Below are 19,774 nucleotides of genomic sequence, written 5' to 3'. Positions count from 1 at the left end.
AATAAAAACAAGTGATAACAGTAAGGCGTTATTGGCACTATGTATTACGTGGTAATTTGATTGTTGACGGCGGTAACGGCTACCGGTGCAGGCTTCCTGAGTAGCCGCTTTCTGAATAGTTCCTGAATGGGAAGCTCAAAGTAATAATGAGTAAGTATACTTAGTGGAATCAATACAGCATAGAAAACCAGCAATGTAAGTGGCGAGTGAAATACCTCCCTGCTGATGCCCAGTACATCCACCATAATGAAGAAGGTCACCATCAATGGGAAATGCAGCAGGTACAATGCATAGCTGGCATTACCCAGCACCAGCATCCATTTTATTTTCAGTCCGCCCCTGGTCGTTTCCGTCAATGCAAGCGTCAGTATAGTGATAGGCGATATAATGGTACGGAAGAAGGTATTACGAGACAGATTGAACAATGCGGTATGAAAGGCCTCATCCTTTCCTGGTAATACCGTTTTCAGCAAAGGCATAGAGAAATCCCTGATGTAAGAAAATGCATATTCGCTCACGACAATAGCCCAGAGGATGATAGCAGCTATGGTTACGCCATTCGAAATACGGTGCAACTGTTTTTTTTCTGTCATCCATGCATAGATGTGATAGGTGAGTCCGCCAAGAAAGAAGGAATAAATACCCTGTCCGATCATGGAATAGAGGTACTGTATAACTGCACCGGCTACGATCATAGCCACGATCAGCCCTTTGTTCCGATGCAGTTTTCTCCACGCGATCAGGAAGAAGAGCAGGTACAGGAGCAGCTCTACGGATACCGACCAGGAAGGACCGTTGAATCCGTTCAATGCAGGCGTCTTTTCAAAACCCCAGCTGTGTATTACCAGGAAATTAAGCAGGAAGTGGTAGGTGTCGTTGTTCTGAATGATAAATGTGTGCCCGTTCATACTGAACATCACGTACTGTATCAGTGCGATCGCGATCAGCGTGATAAGGTGAACAGGATACAGCCGCGTAATCCTGTAACACATGAAATTGCCAAAAGGTGTTTTTCTGTCCGCGATCTTATCCGCGTAAAACCAGAAGAAGATGAATCCGGATAACAGGAAGAAGAGGTCCACCGCAAAGAAAGCGTGGTGGTAAAAAATTGATAGGAAGGGAAATAAAGGCAGGCCCAGCTCTTCAAGCGGTTTGGTTTGCAGGGTTTGATCGGTATAAAAATAGAATTGCCAATGGCACAGAACCACAATAAGAGCAGCAAAGCCTCTTATGGCATCCAGGCTGAAAAAGTATCTTGGTGAGGACGTGTTAGGAGTCATGGAATGGCTATCAGATAGAACAATAAAATTCCTTATAACGGCTGGGGGACCATTATGCAAATGAGAATTTTGCAGATTTTATTGATTATGCATTCGTAGACTCAGGCAAGTTAAATCAAAAATATCATTTGCACAAAATTGCAAAAAAAAGATAAGCAGGCGGAACTACGCCTCTGTCATATTGAGTATCCGCAGAAGAGTCGCTAAACCGGATATGTTAGAAATTATTACGAAATGAACAATATTTATATTATTTCTGTATTTATGAGTTGACATATTTTCGGAGAGCACTCCGTTCACCTAACTCATACCATGTTTTTAATGAAACGAATGACGAAATTGGTTAATGTCCTGCATCATTTTTTGTATACCACCAGGAAAGCCCAGCAAACAGATCTTTTATTGTTAGGTACCCTGTTAGCCCGTCAGAACAAGGAATTGCCAGTGCTGGACAACATTGCAGCCGCCGAATTCAAAGTGTTTTCACAAACAGGAGACGATGGTATTATTCAATACCTCATCAATAAAGTACACATACCGGAAACAACCTTTGTTGAATTCGGTGTGGAAAACTATGTTGAATCCAACACGCGTTTTCTGTTGAAATATAATAACTGGTCAGGCATGGTGATCGATGGTGCTGAAAAGAGTATACGTTATATACAGTCAGATGATATTTATTACCAGCACGACCTGAAAGCCGTAAAGGCATTTATCACCACAGATAATATTAATGAACTGATCGGTTCGCAGGGACTGAAAGGAGAGATAGGATTATTATCTGTAGATATTGACGGTAACGACTATTGGGTGTGGAAAGCTATTAATATAGTTGACCCCGTTATCGTGGTAGCAGAATATAATAGTGTATTCGGTATAGAGAAAGCTATTACCGTGCCCTACAAACCGGACTTCGTAAGAGAGCGTGCGCACTACAGTCATCTTTATTTTGGCGCATCGCTGAAAGCGCTGTGTATGCTGGCCGAAGAAAAAGGATATGCATTTGTCGGATCCAATTCTATAGGTAATAATGCTTATTTTGTGAAAAAAGATCGTCTGGGATTGCTGAAAGCACTGACACCTGAAGAAGGTTATGTATATTCCCGTTTCCGTGAAAGCCGCGATAAAAAAGGGAACCTCAACTACCTGTCTGGCCACGATAGATATGAATGCATTAAAGGTATGCCCGTGCACAATGTTGTGACAGGTGTACAGGAACAACTATAAACTAACTCCAATCCAAACAATCAACCAATGAATGTGCTCACAGACACCCTAAGGAAAGTCTATGTATTCATCTTTGCACGCAAAGCGCTCTACTCCTTTAATCTGCTGTTATATAAACTGAGTATGCGGGGCCTGGGTATCATGAACCATGAGAATGATGATATCAGCGGAGAAAATGCCTTTGTTAAATATATGCTCTCCACCGGCAGACTCGACTCAGGAGTGATCCTGGACGTAGGTGCCAACATCGGCGGTTATTCTGTCATGTTGCGTAATAAAAAGGTCTCGCTCCCGATCTATGCATTCGAACCTCATCCGGTTGCATTTAATAAACTCGAAGAAGCAGCTTCTGTGCATCATTTTATTCCTGTACCGAAAGGCGCAGGGGAAACTGCGCTGACCACATATATTTATGACTATGTGGAAAACAAAGGCTCAGAACACGCCAGTATGTATAAAGAAGTGATCGCCGACTTCCGCAAAAGCGAGGTGGAAGAAATTCCAATTGATCTGACAACAATAGATGAGTTTATCGAAGATAACAGACTGTCCCGGATCGCCTTGCTGAAAGTAGATACCGAAGGAAATGAGCTCAATGTATTAAAAGGCGCCCGTAAAGCGATTAAAGACGGTATCATCGGCGTTATTCAGATCGAATTCAATGAAATGAATGTCATCTCACGTACCTTTTTTAAAGATATCATCGACATTCTGCCGGGATATGACTTTTATCGCCTGTTACCAGATGGTCTGAAAGACCTGGGTGAATACAATGTAGCCGCTTTTGAGATCTTCGCTTTTCAAAATATTGTGGCTATAAAACGTTGATCAATAAATAGTTTTATCATTTCTGCTAAATAATTTTCAAGTGCGCAGAAAAAGTGCGCACATAGTCCTGAATATTGCATTATTATTATAACCAATAACAAATGCATATGAACAGGATTAATGGTAACGATCTGTTAGCTATCGGTTTTACTGAGGGAAAAATATTGGGCCTTGCACTGCAGGTACTGGAAAAGAATTACCAGGACGCAGATCGTGATATGGTCCTGTCTATGATGAAAGCATTGGCGGAAAAACCGGAGTTATACCTGGATCATGAGATACTGGAAGACCTGGCGACTAAGATCATTGAAGAAGCCAGCGCGCCAAAAGATGAAACAATCGAACTGCGTGAAACTGCAAAGGAATTTGCAGTATATGGTCAGGAGCATATTGACGAAGGAGCTGTTAAGCAAATGAATATTGCCATGCGTTTGCCTGTTACAGTAGCGGGTGCTTTGATGCCGGATGCGCATCAGGGTTACGGTCTGCCGATAGGTGGTGTACTGGCTGCGAAAAATGCCGTGATCCCTTACGGTGTAGGTGTGGATATCGGTTGCCGTATGGCCCTGTCCATCTTCGATATTCCGGAGAACCATTATTTTGAAAATCCCGATTTTTATAAAAGAGAACTGATTGCACATACCCGTTTTGGTGCAGGACATGGCTTTGGTCAGAGCGAGCGTGTAGACCATGCAGTATTAGACCGTAACGAGTTTAACATGAATCAGCTGGTGAAGAACCTGCGTGATAAGGCATGGGCGCAGTTAGGTTCTTCCGGAGGTGGTAACCACTTCGTGGAATGGGGTATCATTGAATTCTCTGAAGCAGATAAACCACTGAACATTGCAGCAGGCAGATACCTGGCATTATTGTCACATTCCGGATCAAGAGGACTGGGTGCGACACTGGCAGGTCATTATACCCGTATCGCTAAAGATATCTGTAAACTGCCAAAAGACGCCGCAAACCTGGCTTATCTGGATATGAACAGCGAAGCTGGTCAGGAATACTGGCTGGCAATGAATCTGGCAGGTGATTATGCTTCTGCATGTCATGAAGTGATCCATGAGAAAATGGCGAAAGCTATTGGCGGACAGCTCCTGGCAAAAGTGGAAAACCACCATAACTTCGCCTGGAAAGAGAGCTGGAATGGGGAAGAAGTGATCGTACACCGTAAAGGGGCTACGCCTGCCGGTAAAGGTGTAATGGGGATCATTCCGGGTTCTATGACCGCACCGGGATTCCTGGTGAGAGGTAAAGGAGAAGACCTGGCGATTAATTCCGCTTCTCATGGCGCAGGACGTCAGATGAGCCGTACACAGGCAACTAAGAATATCAGTCACCAGGATATGAAAGCGATCCTGCAGGCCAATAATGTGACATTGATCGGTGCAGGTCTGGATGAAGCGCCTATGGCGTATAAGGACATCAATGTGGTGATGAATGCGCAGAAAGACCTGGTAGATGTGGTGGCGAAATTCACCCCAAAAATGGTGAGAATGGCTGATGACGGGAGCAAAGAAGACTAATTACGGCTGGGCTTGTTGGACTGAGCATGAGTTTTGAGAGAGAGAAGACAGTGTTCATGTTAATTCCAACAAGTATGAAAAAGCAACAAGCACTGGTTAAAATTAAAGCATGTGCAGAACATGATTGGTTTTCTGTAGCTCCCGGCGTATGGGGCGTACGCGATAAGATTGTCAATGTTTACTTTGTACACGATCCTTCCACCAACCACTGGGTACTGATCGATACAGGTCTGCCTGGTGCGGCTGCAAGGATCAGGAAGGTGTCAAGGGAATTATTCTGGCCCCAGGCCACTCCCGCAGCTATTATTCTGACACACGGCCATTTCGACCATATCGGCGCTGTAAAGCAGCTGGCTGATGAATGGGATGTACCGGTATATGCGCACTATCTGGAAGCGCCTTATCTGACAGGACGCTCTGCTTATCCGCCACCTGATCCGACAGCAGGCGGTGGATTGTTTACCTGGCTCTCCTTTTTGTTCCCGAAAGGCCCCATTGACCTTGGAGGAAGATTACTCCTCTTACCCGAACAGGGTAACGTTCCCGGACTCAAAGAATGGAAATATATCCATACCCCGGGCCATGCTCCCGGGCATATCAGCCTGTACAGGGAACATGACGGTGTACTGTTAGCCGGAGATGCCTTTGTAACTACCCGTCAGGAATCATTGTTTTCTGTCCTGAAACAGGAAAGAAAGCTGTCTGGTCCTCCCCGCTACTTTACATACGACTGGGCCGCTGCGGAGAAATCAGTGCAGTCACTGGCTGCCTTGCAGCCTTCCATCGTAGCTACCGGTCATGGACATATCATGGAAGGAGAGGCCCTCGCCGCATTACAGGAACTGGCAGACAACTTTCGCCAGGATGCTGTACCGGCTCATGGACGTTATACGGGAGATCCTGCTGTTGCAGGTATCAGCGGGGTAGAGTACATCCCTGCCTCCAATACCCGCAAAACCCTGCTCCGTACTGCCGCCGTACTGGCCCTGGTGGGGATAGGCGCATTGCTGGCCAGTGAAGCAAAAAAGAGATATAGCTAATAATCAGTTGTATATAAATGCCTGAGCATAAATGAAAATAGCTCCCGTCGATGGCGGGAGCTATTTTATTAATTAAGGATGGGGTTTGGCACATGGCCTGTTGAAAGAGAAACGATTACACCTATGTTGATATTATAACTTTGTTTCAAATAATAATAATCCTATATTGGTTGCGTTATATTTTGTAACGCTCGTCACTATTCCACTTTACAAGTTCCGCTCCATGTGAACGGAGCGAAACCTGCGAAAGTGAAATTCCTGTCCGATGAGTATGCAAATTACTATAAGAGAACCAGTTAAGTAAGCGTAATACTGCGGAAGATGCTGCGTATAAATACGGATATTTCCAGATCGATACAACCCGTAAAGCAGCAGCCGCGCCTCCATAAAAATTTATAATACTATCCTTCAAAATGACCAGAATCAAACAGCTAATCGTACAGAACGCCGAAAACCGGGAAACAGCACATGCCCTGCTGATAGTAGCCTTCTTATTGATGGCAGCCGCCCTGCTCAAAAGGTAACAACGGCCATAAATTATATAACAGGCGCTTGAAATTATATAACAAAGCTTCCGCTTTGGGAGCCTATCTTTGTCTTCACATGAAGTCCAGGACGACTATATCATTTCGGGCGCTTTTGCTACTGATCGTATTTCTGATGAATACGGCGGTAGGTTTTGCCTGCGCACTGGAGTCAGGTCTCTGGACAGAGAGGCATCATGATACGCATCAGATGCATGACATGCACGATATGCATGGAAAGCATCAAATGGATCATGCGCCAAAGAAATCCTCACACCGTTGCTGTGGAGACGGTATGATCCGATTTGAACTGCTGGACAAAACCCAGTCCCATCACGATGAGATCAAGTGGCTGCCATTACAGGCCGTGCTTTTTCCCGTGAGATGGCTGTCCGTTCCTCCGGTATCCTGGTCCGCAGCTCCACACAGATATGTTATACTTCATCAGCACCCGCCCCCCATTGATATCCGGGTGTCAATTCAATCTTTTCAGATTTGATTTTGTTTGAATGATCAGCTGCCTTACTACTAAGGCAAACAATTTTCTATTCTTCAAACACTAAATCAGATTACAATGAAAAGTCTTATCATCGCAACCACTATATTATTAGCTACTTTCTCTGCACAAGCTGCAAATCCTGCTTTATCTAAATTGTTATCACTTTACTTCGATGTAAAGAATGCACTGGTGAGCAGTGATGCTACGACTGCAAATGCAAAAGCCGCCGAATTCGTAAAAGCGATCAGTAGCGTAGATATGCACGCATTATCAGCAGCAGAACATGAAGCATTTATGCCTTTGCAGGAGAAACTTACTGCGGATGCCAGCGCTATTGCTGCCACCACAGACCTGAACAAACAACGCGAACAGTTCAAATCTTTCTCCAGTAATTTCTTCACACTGGCCAAAGCCACCAGGCTTTCCGATACACCGGTATACCAGCAGTACTGCCCTATGCAGAAAAGCTACTGGCTGAGCAATGAAGCTGCGGTAAAAAATCCTTACTACGGCAAGCAGATGCTTACCTGCGGAAAAGTAACAGAGACGCTGAAATAATTAACAGAACACGCACAAGTATTCAACATGAAACGTTTTCTGTTAACAGTGATCGTATTGCTGTCATATTACTTTGCTTTCTCCCAGGCGCCCCGCACCGTTCGTTATGACCTGTATGTCTCAGATTCCATGATCCATAGTCATGGTAAAATGATCCATGCAATGGTGATCAATGGTGGGATTCCTGCGCCCGTATTAACCTTTACAGAAGGTGATACCGCCGAGATCTATGTGCATAATAAAATGGATATGGAAACATCCGTACACTGGCATGGGCTGATACTGCCCAATCGCTATGATGGTGTCTCCTATCTCACGACTGCACCTATTAAGGCCGGAGAAACGCATCTCTATAAATTTCCGCTTGTGCAGAATGGTACCTACTGGTACCATTCTCACACCATGTTCCAGGAACAGAGTGGTATGTATGGCGCCTTTATCATCAAAAAAAGAAATGCACCTGATCAGCAGGAACATACCTTGCTGCTGAGTGACTGGACCAATGAAAATCCTGTTCAGGTAGATCGTTCATTGCATATGGCGACCGACTGGTATGGGGTAAGAAAGAACAGTGTACAGAGTTATGCGGAAGCGATCAGAACCGGTCATTTTTCCACTAAAGTGACCAATGAGTGGAAACGCATGATGGCCATGGATGTGAGTGATGTATACTATGATTATTTGTTCAGTAATGGTAAACCGGTAGAGGTACAGCCTCAATTCAAAAAAGGAGATAAGGTAAGACTGCGCGTCGTAAACGGTAGTTCTTCCACTTATTTCTGGCTGAAATATGCTGGTGGAAAAATTACCGTTGTTGCCAATGATGGTATGGATGTGGAACCTGTAGTAGTAGATCGTCTTATCATCGGTGTTGCAGAGACGTATGATGTGGAAGTGGATATTCCTGCGGACAGCAGTTATGAATTCCTTTCCACAGCAGAAGACCGTACCCGTTCTACTTCCGTTTTTCTGGGCGAAGGTCCGCAGCAAAAAGCAGCACCATTGCCACGCCTCAAATATTTTGAAGGCATGAAGATGATGAACGGCATGATGAAGATGAACGGTCAGATGGATGATATGGATATGTCTATGAGTTTGCAGCAGATGGATATGAATGCGGTGATGTATCCGGAAGATCCGGGTGTTACGTTAAACTACGCGATGTTAAGATCGCCTGTAAAGACAACGCTGCCGGAAGGGCCTGTAAAGGAGCTGCATTTCAATCTGACAGGTAATATGAATCGTTATGTATGGACGATCAATAATAAAACAGTCTCTGAATCAGATAAGATCCTTATAAAAAAGGGAGAGAATATACGCATCGTGTTGTACAATGGTACGATGATGCGTCACCCGATGCACCTGCATGGGCATTTCTTTCGTGTGCTGAATGGACAGGGTGAATATTCTCCGTTAAAGAACACGCTGGATATAATGCCGATGGAGACAGATACACTGGAATTTGCCGCTACAGAAAGTGGTGACTGGTTTTTCCACTGTCATATTCTCTATCACATGATGAGTGGTATGGGACGTATTTTCAGTTACCAGGATTCTCCGCCCAATCCGGAAATTCCTGATCCGAAAAAAGCGATCAGAAAGATCTATGCAGATGACAGAAAAATTCATTCTGCTGCGAGGATCGGTCTGGAAAGTAACAGCAGTGATGGAGAGATCTTATTTGCCAATACACGTTACCGCTTTCAGACGGAATGGCGCGCAGGTTATAATGGTGAGAATGGGTATGAAACGGAAAGCCATTTCGGACGTTATATCGGACAGATGCAATGGTTGTTCCCTTATATAGGATGGGATATGCGTTACCGGCGTATGCATGAACCGGAGAAGAATCTGTTCGGACAGGTCAGTACAAAGAATCGCCGTAATGTATTGCATGCAGGTCTGGAGTATACTTTACCGATGCTGATCGTTGCAGATGCATCTGTTGATACGGATGGCAGATTACGCTTTCAGTTAAGCAGGGAAGATGTGCCTGTGACCCGCAGATTACGCTTCAATTTTATGGTGAATACGGATAAAGAGTACATGGCCGGTTTCAGATATATTATGACGAAGTATTTTTCTTTCTCTACACACTACGACAGCGATATGGGACTGGGCGCCGGTATTACGATCACCTATTGATAAGTAGCGCATTTCTTTCTGCCGGATAAGTTACAGGGTATATAAAAAAACGAACGGGTGTATGATTACACCCGTTTCTACCTAAACCTACAACTGTTTATTACTGTAATTATTTTTTTCGTGTTTCGTGACACAAATGTAGCACCTCGAAAGGTTATATGAAAAACCAATATTTCGGTTTAAGAAACCAATTTTTCGGCTTGTCTAAAGAAAAACTTGCCATCGGAGAAATTGGCTATTTTTTCCGTGAAATTGGCATTGACCAGCAACTGATTACGATCTACTTTTGTGTCATCAGATTTATACAGCAGCTGCGATATAAAAGAATCAACAAAAGACGAATAGCAACAGAATATAAGATTAACAGAAAAAGATTTAAAACGAAAGACGATGAAAAAGACAATTAAGACTGGCGTAACTACATTAGCATTATTATTAGCAGTAGCAGTAGGCGTAAAGGCACAAACGAAAGGAAATAGTGATTCACAGAGACCATCATTCTCTCTGAGTGTTGGTCCGGAGGCAGGAATACCGGTTGGAAGTTTCAGTGACTATTATAAATGGTCCTTAGGCGGTTCCGTACAGGCAGATTATGCTATCATCAAGAAGACTTTATATGTAAACCTGAATGCAGGATTTGCAAATGTATTCGCTGATGATATCCCTGGTCTGGATGATTTGCAGTGGATTCCCGTAAAAGCAGGGTTAAGGTATTATCCCTTCCAGCGCAATAATCTGTATGTACAGGGCCAGGCCGGTGTGAACTTTATCACCAACGGTCCGATTGGCAACAAAACAGCAGCATTCACCTATAGCCCACAGATCGGTTATCTGATTCCACTGGGTAAAGGAAATTATCTCGATGCTGGTGTTAAATTCGACGGCAATTCAAAATTTGTAGATGGTGGCGATGCTGCTAATCTGATAGGTTTGAGAGTTGCTTACACATTTGGCTTGAAATAAGTACAGTAAGATAGGACATAATTGTTTAAGGGGTTTATAATCAAATGAAGTAGGGCCTCCCTTTTGGGAGGCCCCATTGTTTTTTATGCGATGGATAGATAATATTAAGCGACAGATAACTTCTTGAAATCAGAAGGATTTTCGTCGGCAAACTTTTTAAAGAAACGACTGAAATGTGAACTGGTATCAAAGTTCAGCTGATCCGAAATTTCCTTTACACTGAGAGAAGAAGTGGTCAGCAATAATTTCGCTTCCAGATACAGCCGGCTGTGAATGACCTGTAAGGCATTTTTACCGGTTTCCTGTTTAACGATCTCACTCAGATGTTTGGCAGAAATATGTAACATATCCGCATACTCCTGTACCGTTCGTTTATCCAGAAAATGCTCCTCCACCATATCACGGAAATTGATGAAAGTGGAATACTGTCTTGTTAACTGATGATTCGGTCTGCTCTCCTGGCATTTCTCAAATGCACGGTTCACTTCATACAGTAGTTCTACTACCTGCAGGCGTACGATCTGCAGGAAAAAAGGACTACCTTCCCGGTACTCGCGGTCTATTCTTTCGAACAGCTGTTTTGTTTTCTGGAAATGAATGTCTGACAAGGTGTATACCGGTGCGCAGGAAGGATTCAGATCGATCAGCGGATCAAGCGCACTTTGCTTGATAAAACTATCGGTGATAAATTCCTTCTTGAACATGACCATGTATAACAGCAGGTCGTCAGAAGCATTGTCAAATGAGGTAGTATGTTTTGGTGATACGATGTGCAGGGATTGCGGGCCTACATCAAAAGTAAAGGCGCCAATCGTTTTCTGGCAGGTGCCACGGATACATAAAATAATTGCATAGTGGTCAGTCCTGATAGGCGGGCCACTTTTTACGCTTCCCTCGTTGCTCAGTACAGCAAAATTGTCAGGGTGAAGCAGCTCATCGTATTTATCCATCCCGAAACTTTGTGTCACCGGTTTGTCAAGTGACAGATAATAACGTATCGTGGACGGTATATCGAATATTGGCAGGTTCGTGTTCATAATCAGGGTGCAAAATTACGGTAAAAATCAGTGTAAAGAACTCCGCAAGAACCGGGTTTAAGTCATAAAAGCGAATAGCTACTTTTGTATTGTAAATGAAATAGATATGACTACACAGGAACTAACTGATTATGAGCGTATCGCCAGGGCGATTGAGTATGTGAAGGAGAACTTCAGAAAACAGCCTTCCCTGGAGGAAATTGCGGAAAATGTTTACCTCAGCCCGTACCATTTTCAACGTATGTTTACGGAGTGGGCAGGGGTAAGTCCGAAGAAATTCACTCAGTATCTCAGCGTAGAATACGCCAAGACGCTGTTAAAAGAGAAACAAACTTCCCTTTTTGATACCGCCATCGAAACCGGCCTCTCAGGTACCGGCAGATTACATGATCTTTTTATGAAAATTGAAGGTATGACACCGGGAGAGTACAAAAACGGGGGAGAGGCTTTATCCATTAATTACAGTTTTGCAGAAAGCCCGTTTGGGCCCCTTATTCTGGCGGCTACTCCCAAGGGACTCTGTTACCTCGCATTTGGAGAAAACCGGGATCAGGCCTTCCGGGAGTTACAGGAACAGTTTCCTAACGCCCGCTATACCCAGGTACTGGATATGATCCAGCAAAATGCACTGTACTTTTTTACCCAGGACTGGAGTACACTGGGAAAAGTAAAACTGCACCTGAAAGGTACCCCATTTCAGTTAAAGGTCTGGGAAGCACTTTTACAGATTCCCATGGGCGATCTTTCTACTTATGGAAAGGTAGCGATGGCAGCGAAAGCTGACCGGGCCTATCAGGCAGTAGGTACCGCTATCGGGAATAATCCGGTTGCTTTTCTTATTCCCTGCCACCGTGTGATAAGGTCAAATGGTGAATTTGGTGAATATCATTGGGGAGGTACCCGAAAAATGGCCATGATTGGTTGGGAAGCAGCAAAGAGTGCTTCGTTCGACTCGCTCTGAAAGTCCCATTACACCGCTATTGCGCCGTTATTATGCCGTTACCGCTACGCTCATGAGCGTAGAAATAACGGCGTAATAGCGGTGTAATACGGAGATACATCGAAGAACTGGTAAAATATTGGAAGGGACATTCACATTTTTATAACTATTCCCTGTTACACCTATATACCCTAATACTTACAAATAAGGGATAATTTTAATCCTTCTTTTGTCGTTGTTGATGGTCTCCGATGGCCATAAAAAGAGCATCCACACTGCTGTAGGAATGCCGTTAAAATGTCTATTTTGCGTAAGTTCTAAATGATTGAAGAACAATTATATATACTGATCAAGTCCACCTTATCTCCACCTCATCTCCGGCGCTGTAGTATCTACCCGTCCAGCGTAATAAATATTTCATATACATTTTAGCAGTATCTTTACTTCAATTAATAAAAACCCGATATTACATTTGTGTTACAGACCATGTAATATTTAACCCTTTAAACTGTTAACTGAAAAACCTTGGAACGCCCAAATGACCCTGACTACATATACCATATATGCTCCTGAGGTGCAATCTGCTATTCGCATTGCACAGGCACTGGCCAAAGAACATCACCATGCTAATTATACGCCTGCCCACTTATTGCTGGCATGTCTGCACAAGGAAGTCGGATTGACGCCGCAGCTACAGGCAATGGACATCGATACTTATTATCTCGAAGAATGGGCAGAGGTAAGACTGGATAGTGTACCCAAAGCAGGTCGTTTACCGGAAGAGCCGGAACCAGACGAATATGCAGCGAATGTGTTGCAGGAAGCAGATGCCGTAAGACTGGAATATGATCTGGATGCAGCAGACGCCTGGTGTGTGCTGGTGGCCATCAGTACGCCGGGTGTAGGTTTCTCTTTCGAGCAACTGAAAACATTCCCGTTACAGCGGGCACAATTGCTTTCGCATTTCAATAAAAAAGAGAGTAACGGCGTAGCACCAAAGACGACCATCGTCACGGGTAAAAGCGTCGCGCAGAAATATATTTATAAGCTCACCGATCCGCAGCGTCTTCAGACGAAACATGCGCTGGCAGGCCGCGATGCGGAAGTGCGTACGATGATGGAAATACTGACCCGTAAAGGACGCTCCAGTATTCTTATCACCGGAGAAGGCGGCGTGGGTAAAACCGCTCTGGCGGATGCGCTGGCAAGAGCCATTGTGCAAAAACAGGCGCCTTTGCAATTACAGCAGACCGATCTCTATGCCCTGGATTACGGTGCATTCATAGCGGGTGCTGCATATAAAAATGAACTGGAAGACAGGTTGCAGCAGATCATGGCGCAATTGCAGGAAGCTGGTCGCCACGTACTGTTCATTGACAATCTGCATACCCTCCTGGATAAACAACCAGGATCAGCAGGAGGTATCGGTAATGTGCTGAAAGCGGCTATGAACAAGGAAGATATCACGCTCATTGCGACCAGTACCCCGGAAGGTTTCCGTAAACTCATAGAGCCGGATGGACTGCTGCGTCATTGTTTTGAAGTGGTACAACTGGCAGAACCGGATGAATCGACCGCAGCCCGTATGATCCAGGCAGTAATGCCCGATTATGAAAGCTATTACAACCTGAAAGTAGCACCGGAAGTGATCGGTGAAGCAATTAAACTCTCACGCCGTTATCTGAAGGAAAGAAGTTTGCCGGACAGCGCCGTGAACCTGCTGGACCGCACACTGGCTGCCATACGTACGACACAGGACACCGGAAAGATCACCCTCGATGATCTCAAAGGAAAACTGGAAGCGGCAGGAGATACGCGGGAGGAACTGCTTTGGTGGTACCAGCAATGTATGCAGCGTTATAGTGCGCTGGTCACAACACGGCTGCAGCCACAGCAGGACATCTACAAAATTGAAAATGAAGCAGCCCTGAAAACGGCCTTACTCGATATTATTTCCCAGCTGGAACCACTGGTGGAAACACAGCATGTTGCCGTGACAGGCACCGACCTGGCTACGATGATCGCAGAAAGTACCGGTATTCCATTGGGTAAGATCCAGTCGGGTGAACGCGAACGGCTGGTGAATATGGACCTCGAATTGCGGAAGAGAGTGGTAGGGCAGGATCATGCGCTTAAGACCGTTTCCGAAGCCATTCTGGAATCCCGTTCCGGTCTCAGCAGACCAGGACAGCCAATAGGCTCATTTTTCTTCCTGGGACCGACCGGAACCGGGAAAACGGAATTAGCGAAATCTTTGGCAGACTTCTTGTTCCAGGATGAACGGTGCATGATCAGATTTGACATGTCCGAATTTAAAGAAGAACACTCGGCGGCATTACTATATGGCGCTCCGCCGGGCTACGTGGGATATGAAGAAGGGGGACTGCTGGTAAACAAGATCCGCCAGCAACCTTATGCCGTAGTATTATTTGACGAAATAGAAAAAGCGCATCCATCAGTATTTGATATTTTCCTCCAGATAATGGACGAGGGCAAATTGCATGACCGCCTGGGTAAAACCGGTGATTTTTCAAATGCCCTGATCCTGTTTACTTCCAACATCGGTAGTGATGTGATCGCCCAGTCATTCAGACAGGGAGTGATCCCCGCTTCACAGCAACTGATGGAGATCATGGCCAGAAATTTCAGACCCGAATTTCTGGGCAGGCTGACAGAGATCGTTCCATTTGGCCCCATTCAGCAGGAAAATGTCGTGAAGATATTTGATATCCACCTGAAACATCTGTTGCAGTTATTAACGCAGCAGCAAATAGCCCTCGACGTTTCTGTCGCCGCAAGAGAAAAGCTGGCAGCAGAAGGGTATTCGCCGTTATATGGCGCACGTCCATTGAAAGAAGTGATCCGGAGCAGACTGAGAAAGCCCTTGTCACGGATGATCATAGAAGGAAGTCTGCAACCCCATACGACCGTTAAACTGGATATTGACGCTCAGGGTGAGCTACAATGGCAAACCAGCGCGCAGGGATGATCAGGCGAACTGACAGAAGAACCATAGAACATTTATTGTTGTAAAAACCAATTGATATGAATGACAATTACGGGATTGGTGGTAATGAGGTGAAACTCGACGCCAATGAAGCCATTGTTGAGATCTCTCATAACCGGACCCTGTTTGCTGAAAAGTTGACCCAGCAAACGCCTGTTAAACCGGAAATCGTGCAGGGACTTACCACTGTAGAAGGAGTATTTGAACATTACAAACCGGCTGTAAACATGTTGTTCCATGATGCAGAAGGACGTACTGTTCCGGAAAACCTGGAATTCCACAACCTGGGCGACTTCGGTATTAAAGGAATTACCGCTCAGAGTACATTCCTCGACAACCTGGCCACAGAAAAAGAACAGTACCTGAAGATCATGAAACATCTCAAAACAAATAAGGTGCTGAAAGCAGCCCTTGCCGATCCTGCTGCCCGACAGGCACTCCTGGAATCGATAAGGTCATTAGTGGCTGATCTTGAAAAGAAATGATTGAAGAAAGAAATCATCCCAGAATTAAGAATTAACAATTAATAATTAAGAATTAGAGTATAAAGCCTGATGCATTTGTTATCCGGCAGTCAATACTCAGAGCATATTAAGCCCACTAATTCTTAATTGAAACATGTAAGACCCAATTCTTAATTCTTAATTCCTAATTCCTAATTGAACAAGTCTTATGGCTGAATTACAAAAACAGCAGGAGCAGCAGGATCAGCTGCAGAATGCCCCCTCCCAGCAAACCGCAGCTTCTCTACAGGAGAATATAGATATACTCGCAAAATTTGGTGGCTTTGATCTCCTGGAAGGTGCGATCGAAGGTGTACAGAACCTTAACCCCGATCGTAAAGCACGTCGTAATATATTTCTTACAGAAAACACCAAGAAAGGTGAACGCGATAAGCTGAAAAAAACACTTGAACTCTGGGAGAAAGTACTGACAGAAGCACAGGACCTGCCTGATATGGTGAGCTTCTGTACAGAACATTCAGAACAGTCAGAGCGCGTATTGAATAATAACCTGGGAGAAGCGGTAGAAGCGACCCGTGAACTTGAACAGTCTTACCGTAACGTAGCCCTGTTCTTCAAAAATACAGAGTCAGATAAGGTAAAGAATGTAGCCTTTATCAACGTGGAACAGGACCAGCTGAAAGACCTGGACAACACCCGTTTCATCGATGCCATCCACCAGGAACTGGTGAGTAACTACGATCGGCTGGATCTGCGTGATAACTATAGTCTGCTGGTTATTCCGGGCTATCTTGGTTCAAACAAGGTACTGGAAAAATGGGCGAAGATCGCTTATGAAAATAAGACGATGCTCATCACAGATTTCTCTCACCTGGATGCACCGGATGATGTGATGGAAATGTTTGAACTGGCTAATCTCACCGGCGGTGAAGTACACCGGTCGAATGTGATGATGACCTGTAACTGGCTGGTAGGCCGTGGTAAGTTTGATGAGATCAACGAACAGGATAATCTGTATGTACCACCATCAGGCGCACTGGCAGGTAAAGTATATAAAACACTGATGTCACAGGTGACCGCCGGTAAGAAATTCGGTGGTATGAATGAAGTAGACGGTGTGAAATTTGAACTGAAGAAGAGCGAAATTGCGGGTCTGGAGAAAATGGGTCTGATCCCTATGGTAAAAGAATACGGCAAGGTAATGGCCTTTAGTGCGAAGACCTTGTTCAACGGTGATAATATCGGTCTGCAGACCTACTCCGTAGTACGTGTATTCGACTACGTGACCAAGGTACTGATGGACTTCCTGAACCGTCGTGCATTTGAAAACTTCAATGCCAACACCCGTAAAGACCTGATGAAACAGATCATACGGTTCCTTGACAGCATTACCGGTCCCGATAAGCTGATAGAGGACTTTAACGTACGCAGATTCGAACAGGATCCTATACAAAAAGATCGTATCCACCTCAATATTCACCTGAAACCGTACTTCCCGGCTAAAAACTTCCTGATCAAAATGGAAGGACATAAAGGGGAAGATGCGACAGAATGGGATACTGAATATGAACAGGATAAAGCATAATATTAAAACAGCAAGGGCTGATCATGAAGGATGGTCAGCCCACTGTTTTCATCACTAAAAAATTTCAGGAAAGGAAAAGATTATCAGATGAAGTATGTCTTAGCAGGCGCCTTCTGTTTTTTATTGTCATGGTGCAATGCACTGGGACAGTCACAGACAGATAGCATTATTACAACTAAAGGCGCTGTCACCCTTATTACCTGTGGATCCGCAATTACCACTTTTCAGATTGGAGATGGCAAGAACGCAGACTATGATTATCGCATTGTAGACGGTAATGTTGTATTTATCCGGCCGGTAGTGGCTAATCCAAAGCCCACCAACCTGGTGATCCGTGAAGGAGATAATATACATTACATGATACTGGCTTTCCGTGAAAGAGCAGAATTATCGAGGTTGAAATATACCCTTTCTGCCAGCGGATCAGCTAAAAATACCGGCAGCACAGGTACTGGCGCCGGTAGCAGCGGTGGTACTGCCGCAACAACGGGGGACAGCAACGAAGCCGAAGAAACAGCACAGGAAGATCCGGCCGTGGCCGCAGGGATCGATACTGTTACTGTGGGCAATATTGCAGAAGATTTTCGTAAACAACGTAAAGGCGGTCATCAATATGAAACAACTGCTGATGGTATCACATTGACGTATTCACAGGCGATGAGCCTGAACAACCTGGTTTATTTCAGTTATCATGTCAGGAACCGTTCAGGTGAACCATTTGTGATCAGTAAAGTGTCGCTGATGCATAAAACGAAACAGGATACCGCATCACTATTTACGATGCCGGTATTATACCGAAAAGGTACAGAGGCCATCGCAGGAAAAGCAGATGAGAGTATTGTATTTGTAGCGGCTGCCCGTGATTTTAAAAAGAATGATGAAATTATCCTGGTGATGTATAATAAGGCGAATAAGAACCAGATCGTGTTATACACACCTGCCAGCGCTTTACCAAAATATATGATCAGTAAATAACACGTGCCATCGTGCGTATGCAACTCAAAATATTGTTTGTTGTCAGTCTCTGGCTATGCGCCTTGACAGGCAGTGCCCAGCAGGTGAATTTCTGCGGGGAATTCGTGCCTATGGAGCGTGATTTCGTTTCCTATAAATTAATGGACGTCATCAAGGGGCATCTGAAGTACCGCAATTTTCTGCCGGTGCTGAAAGCGAAGACGGACATCTATTTCCCTGTGATCATTCCCATACTGCATCAGTATAATATACCAGAAGATTTTAAATACCTGCCTGTAGTAGAAAGTGGCTTTACGAATGCCACTTCTGCTGTAGGCGCACAGGGTGTATGGCAGTTTATGCCTGAAACCGCAGCAGCCATGGGACTGGCGGTCAGATATGATAATGATGAACGTAATCATCTGCTGAAATCAACACATGCAGCCTGTCGTTATCTGCAGCAATTATATAGTCAGCTGCATTCCTGGACATTGGCAGCAGCTGCGTATAATGCAGGCGCCGGTAATATTTCCCGTAATATGAAAAGACAGGGAAGTAGTGATTATTATCAGCTGGTACTGAACGATGAAACTGCGCAGTATATCTATAAGATCATTGCTATCAAGCAACTGTTTGAGAGTCCTGAATTGTATATGCCTGGCTTTGGGTATAATGTTTTCAACAAGGGGAATGCAAATATGTCTGTGTTTTCTACGCCAGCTTCCAGCATCCGTCAGCCAGGACAGACAGTAACTAAACAGGTGGAAAATAACTCCGGAGATTTTAAATCTATCCGTATTACTGTCGATACAAAAACCCGCGGTAAGACACCGGTAGCAAGTGCTGCTTTCGCTGCGAAACTGCAAAAGAATAATACATTTGAAGATGGTCAGCTGATCAGCATCCTGTTACTGGATGACCTGCAGGCCAATGGTGTGTATATCCGTAAGAATACAAAGATCTCAGGTCGCGGATGGATCGTCAGCGATCGCATTTATGTGGACCTTGGTTTTGGCAATACGATTACGTTATGTGATGCAGGTGGAAAAAAAGGTGTGCCTGCTGATGCGTTGAAAGCCGGACAGGATGTGCGGTTGTTGAAGATATAAGAGAGGTTAATTAAGAATTAAGAATTAAGAGTTAGAATGCAGCGAAGATCGCAATAAAATATTCCATAAATAAAGAGGCGTCCAG

At 44.6% G+C, this 19,774-nt stretch carries 16 protein-coding genes; 14 read left to right on the top strand and 2 right to left on the bottom strand.

The features are described 5' to 3' along the window. Positions 1–44: 44 nt before the first annotated feature. Positions 45–1,280 (bottom strand): acyltransferase family protein, encoded by a 1,236-nt coding sequence (locus tag BMZ72_RS10950; RefSeq protein ID WP_089808154.1) that lies wholly within the window; start codon positions 1,278–1,280, stop codon positions 45–47. 330 nt (positions 1,281–1,610) lie between these two features. Between BMZ72_RS10950 and BMZ72_RS10945 the strand changes: the two genes are divergently transcribed. The 8 genes from BMZ72_RS10945 (at position 1,611) to BMZ72_RS10905 (ending at position 10,593) form a co-directional block, all read left to right on the top strand. Beyond that, positions 1,611–2,507 (top strand): hypothetical protein, encoded by an 897-nt coding sequence (locus BMZ72_RS10945; protein ID WP_089808152.1) that lies wholly within the window; start codon positions 1,611–1,613, stop codon positions 2,505–2,507. A 27-nt stretch (positions 2,508–2,534) separates the two neighbouring features. Beyond that, the gene (locus tag BMZ72_RS10940) at positions 2,535–3,335 is read left to right on the top strand and encodes an FkbM family methyltransferase (RefSeq protein WP_089808150.1); all 801 of its coding nucleotides are present in this window, start codon (positions 2,535–2,537) and stop codon (positions 3,333–3,335) included. A 107-nt stretch (positions 3,336–3,442) separates the two neighbouring features. Further along, positions 3,443–4,864, top strand: coding sequence for an RtcB family protein (locus BMZ72_RS10935; protein ID WP_255373177.1), 1,422 nt, complete (start codon positions 3,443–3,445; stop codon positions 4,862–4,864). A gap of 74 nt (positions 4,865–4,938) precedes the next feature. Then, complete coding sequence (locus BMZ72_RS10930) at positions 4,939–5,904, top strand: MBL fold metallo-hydrolase (RefSeq protein WP_089808146.1); 966 nt, start codon at positions 4,939–4,941, stop codon at positions 5,902–5,904. A 603-nt stretch (positions 5,905–6,507) separates the two neighbouring features. After that, positions 6,508–6,927, top strand: a complete 420-nt coding sequence (locus BMZ72_RS10925; RefSeq protein ID WP_143087666.1) for a hypothetical protein — start codon at positions 6,508–6,510, stop codon at positions 6,925–6,927. A gap of 75 nt (positions 6,928–7,002) precedes the next feature. Beyond that, positions 7,003–7,485, top strand: coding sequence for a DUF3347 domain-containing protein (locus BMZ72_RS10920; protein ID WP_089808142.1), 483 nt, complete (start codon positions 7,003–7,005; stop codon positions 7,483–7,485). Positions 7,486–7,512: 27 nt separating this feature from the next. After that, complete coding sequence (locus BMZ72_RS10915; RefSeq protein ID WP_089808140.1) at positions 7,513–9,630, top strand: multicopper oxidase domain-containing protein; 2,118 nt, start codon at positions 7,513–7,515, stop codon at positions 9,628–9,630. Between the two features lie 390 nt (positions 9,631–10,020). Continuing rightward, a complete protein-coding gene (locus BMZ72_RS10905) occupies positions 10,021–10,593 on the top strand; it encodes a hypothetical protein (protein WP_089808136.1) in 573 nt (190 codons plus the stop codon). Between the two features lie 104 nt (positions 10,594–10,697). Here the strand turns inward: BMZ72_RS10905 and BMZ72_RS10900 are convergent, their stop codons facing one another. Beyond that, positions 10,698–11,630: a helix-turn-helix domain-containing protein gene (locus BMZ72_RS10900; RefSeq protein ID WP_089808134.1), complete on the bottom strand. Its 933-nt coding sequence runs from the start codon at positions 11,628–11,630 to the stop codon at positions 10,698–10,700. A gap of 106 nt (positions 11,631–11,736) precedes the next feature. Here BMZ72_RS10900 and BMZ72_RS10895 point away from each other — a divergent pair, with 106 nt between their 5' ends. From BMZ72_RS10895 to BMZ72_RS10870, 6 genes are all read left to right on the top strand, one after another. After that, a complete protein-coding gene (locus tag BMZ72_RS10895) occupies positions 11,737–12,591 on the top strand; it encodes a bifunctional helix-turn-helix domain-containing protein/methylated-DNA--[protein]-cysteine S-methyltransferase (protein ID WP_089808132.1) in 855 nt (284 codons plus the stop codon). Positions 12,592–13,108: 517 nt separating this feature from the next. Further along, positions 13,109–15,559, top strand: coding sequence for an AAA family ATPase (locus BMZ72_RS10890; RefSeq protein ID WP_089808130.1), 2,451 nt, complete (start codon positions 13,109–13,111; stop codon positions 15,557–15,559). A 56-nt stretch (positions 15,560–15,615) separates the two neighbouring features. Continuing rightward, positions 15,616–16,062, top strand: a complete 447-nt coding sequence (locus BMZ72_RS10885; protein ID WP_012789968.1) for a hypothetical protein — start codon at positions 15,616–15,618, stop codon at positions 16,060–16,062. 187 nt (positions 16,063–16,249) lie between these two features. Further along, positions 16,250–17,626 carry a DUF5458 family protein gene (locus BMZ72_RS10880; protein WP_089808128.1) on the top strand — a complete coding sequence of 459 codons (1,377 nt, stop codon included), beginning with the start codon at positions 16,250–16,252 and terminating at the stop codon, positions 17,624–17,626. An 87-nt stretch (positions 17,627–17,713) separates the two neighbouring features. Next, positions 17,714–18,601, top strand: coding sequence for a hypothetical protein (locus tag BMZ72_RS10875; protein WP_143087665.1), 888 nt, complete (start codon positions 17,714–17,716; stop codon positions 18,599–18,601). A 17-nt stretch (positions 18,602–18,618) separates the two neighbouring features. After that, positions 18,619–19,689 (top strand): lytic transglycosylase domain-containing protein, encoded by a 1,071-nt coding sequence (locus BMZ72_RS10870; protein ID WP_089808124.1) that lies wholly within the window; start codon positions 18,619–18,621, stop codon positions 19,687–19,689. Positions 19,690–19,774 lie beyond the last annotated feature (85 nt).

Origin of the sequence: Chitinophaga sp. YR627, assembly GCF_900114995.1 — a bacterium.
Classification (GTDB): domain Bacteria; phylum Bacteroidota; class Bacteroidia; order Chitinophagales; family Chitinophagaceae; genus Chitinophaga.
The sequence above is the reverse complement of the archived record's forward strand: the minus strand, read 5'-3'. Positions and strand labels throughout refer to the sequence as shown.

Bases quoted from the DNA above. Each gene is read 5' to 3' on its own strand.
- BMZ72_RS10940 (WP_089808150.1), top strand. From the start codon at position 2,535: ATGAATGTGCTCACAGACACCCTAAGGAAAGTCTATGTATTCATCTTT.
- BMZ72_RS10915 (WP_089808140.1), top strand. From the start codon at position 7,513: ATGAAACGTTTTCTGTTAACAGTGATCGTATTGCTGTCATATTACTTT.
- BMZ72_RS10870 (WP_089808124.1), top strand. From the start codon at position 18,619: ATGCAACTCAAAATATTGTTTGTTGTCAGTCTCTGGCTATGCGCCTTG.
- BMZ72_RS10905 (WP_089808136.1), top strand. From the start codon at position 10,021: ATGAAAAAGACAATTAAGACTGGCGTAACTACATTAGCATTATTATTA.
- BMZ72_RS10880 (WP_089808128.1), top strand. From the start codon at position 16,250: ATGGCTGAATTACAAAAACAGCAGGAGCAGCAGGATCAGCTGCAGAAT.
- BMZ72_RS10950 (WP_089808154.1), bottom strand. From the start codon at position 1,280: ATGACTCCTAACACGTCCTCACCAAGATACTTTTTCAGCCTGGATGCC.
- BMZ72_RS10935 (WP_255373177.1), top strand. From the start codon at position 3,443: ATGAACAGGATTAATGGTAACGATCTGTTAGCTATCGGTTTTACTGAG.
- BMZ72_RS10895 (WP_089808132.1), top strand. From the start codon at position 11,737: ATGACTACACAGGAACTAACTGATTATGAGCGTATCGCCAGGGCGATT.
- BMZ72_RS10875 (WP_143087665.1), top strand. From the start codon at position 17,714: ATGAAGTATGTCTTAGCAGGCGCCTTCTGTTTTTTATTGTCATGGTGC.
- BMZ72_RS10900 (WP_089808134.1), bottom strand. From the start codon at position 11,630: ATGAACACGAACCTGCCAATATTCGATATACCGTCCACGATACGTTAT.
- BMZ72_RS10885 (WP_012789968.1), top strand. From the start codon at position 15,616: ATGAATGACAATTACGGGATTGGTGGTAATGAGGTGAAACTCGACGCC.
- BMZ72_RS10890 (WP_089808130.1), top strand. From the start codon at position 13,109: ATGACCCTGACTACATATACCATATATGCTCCTGAGGTGCAATCTGCT.
- BMZ72_RS10945 (WP_089808152.1), top strand. From the start codon at position 1,611: ATGACGAAATTGGTTAATGTCCTGCATCATTTTTTGTATACCACCAGG.
- BMZ72_RS10925 (WP_143087666.1), top strand. From the start codon at position 6,508: ATGAAGTCCAGGACGACTATATCATTTCGGGCGCTTTTGCTACTGATC.
- BMZ72_RS10920 (WP_089808142.1), top strand. From the start codon at position 7,003: ATGAAAAGTCTTATCATCGCAACCACTATATTATTAGCTACTTTCTCT.
- BMZ72_RS10930 (WP_089808146.1), top strand. From the start codon at position 4,939: ATGAAAAAGCAACAAGCACTGGTTAAAATTAAAGCATGTGCAGAACAT.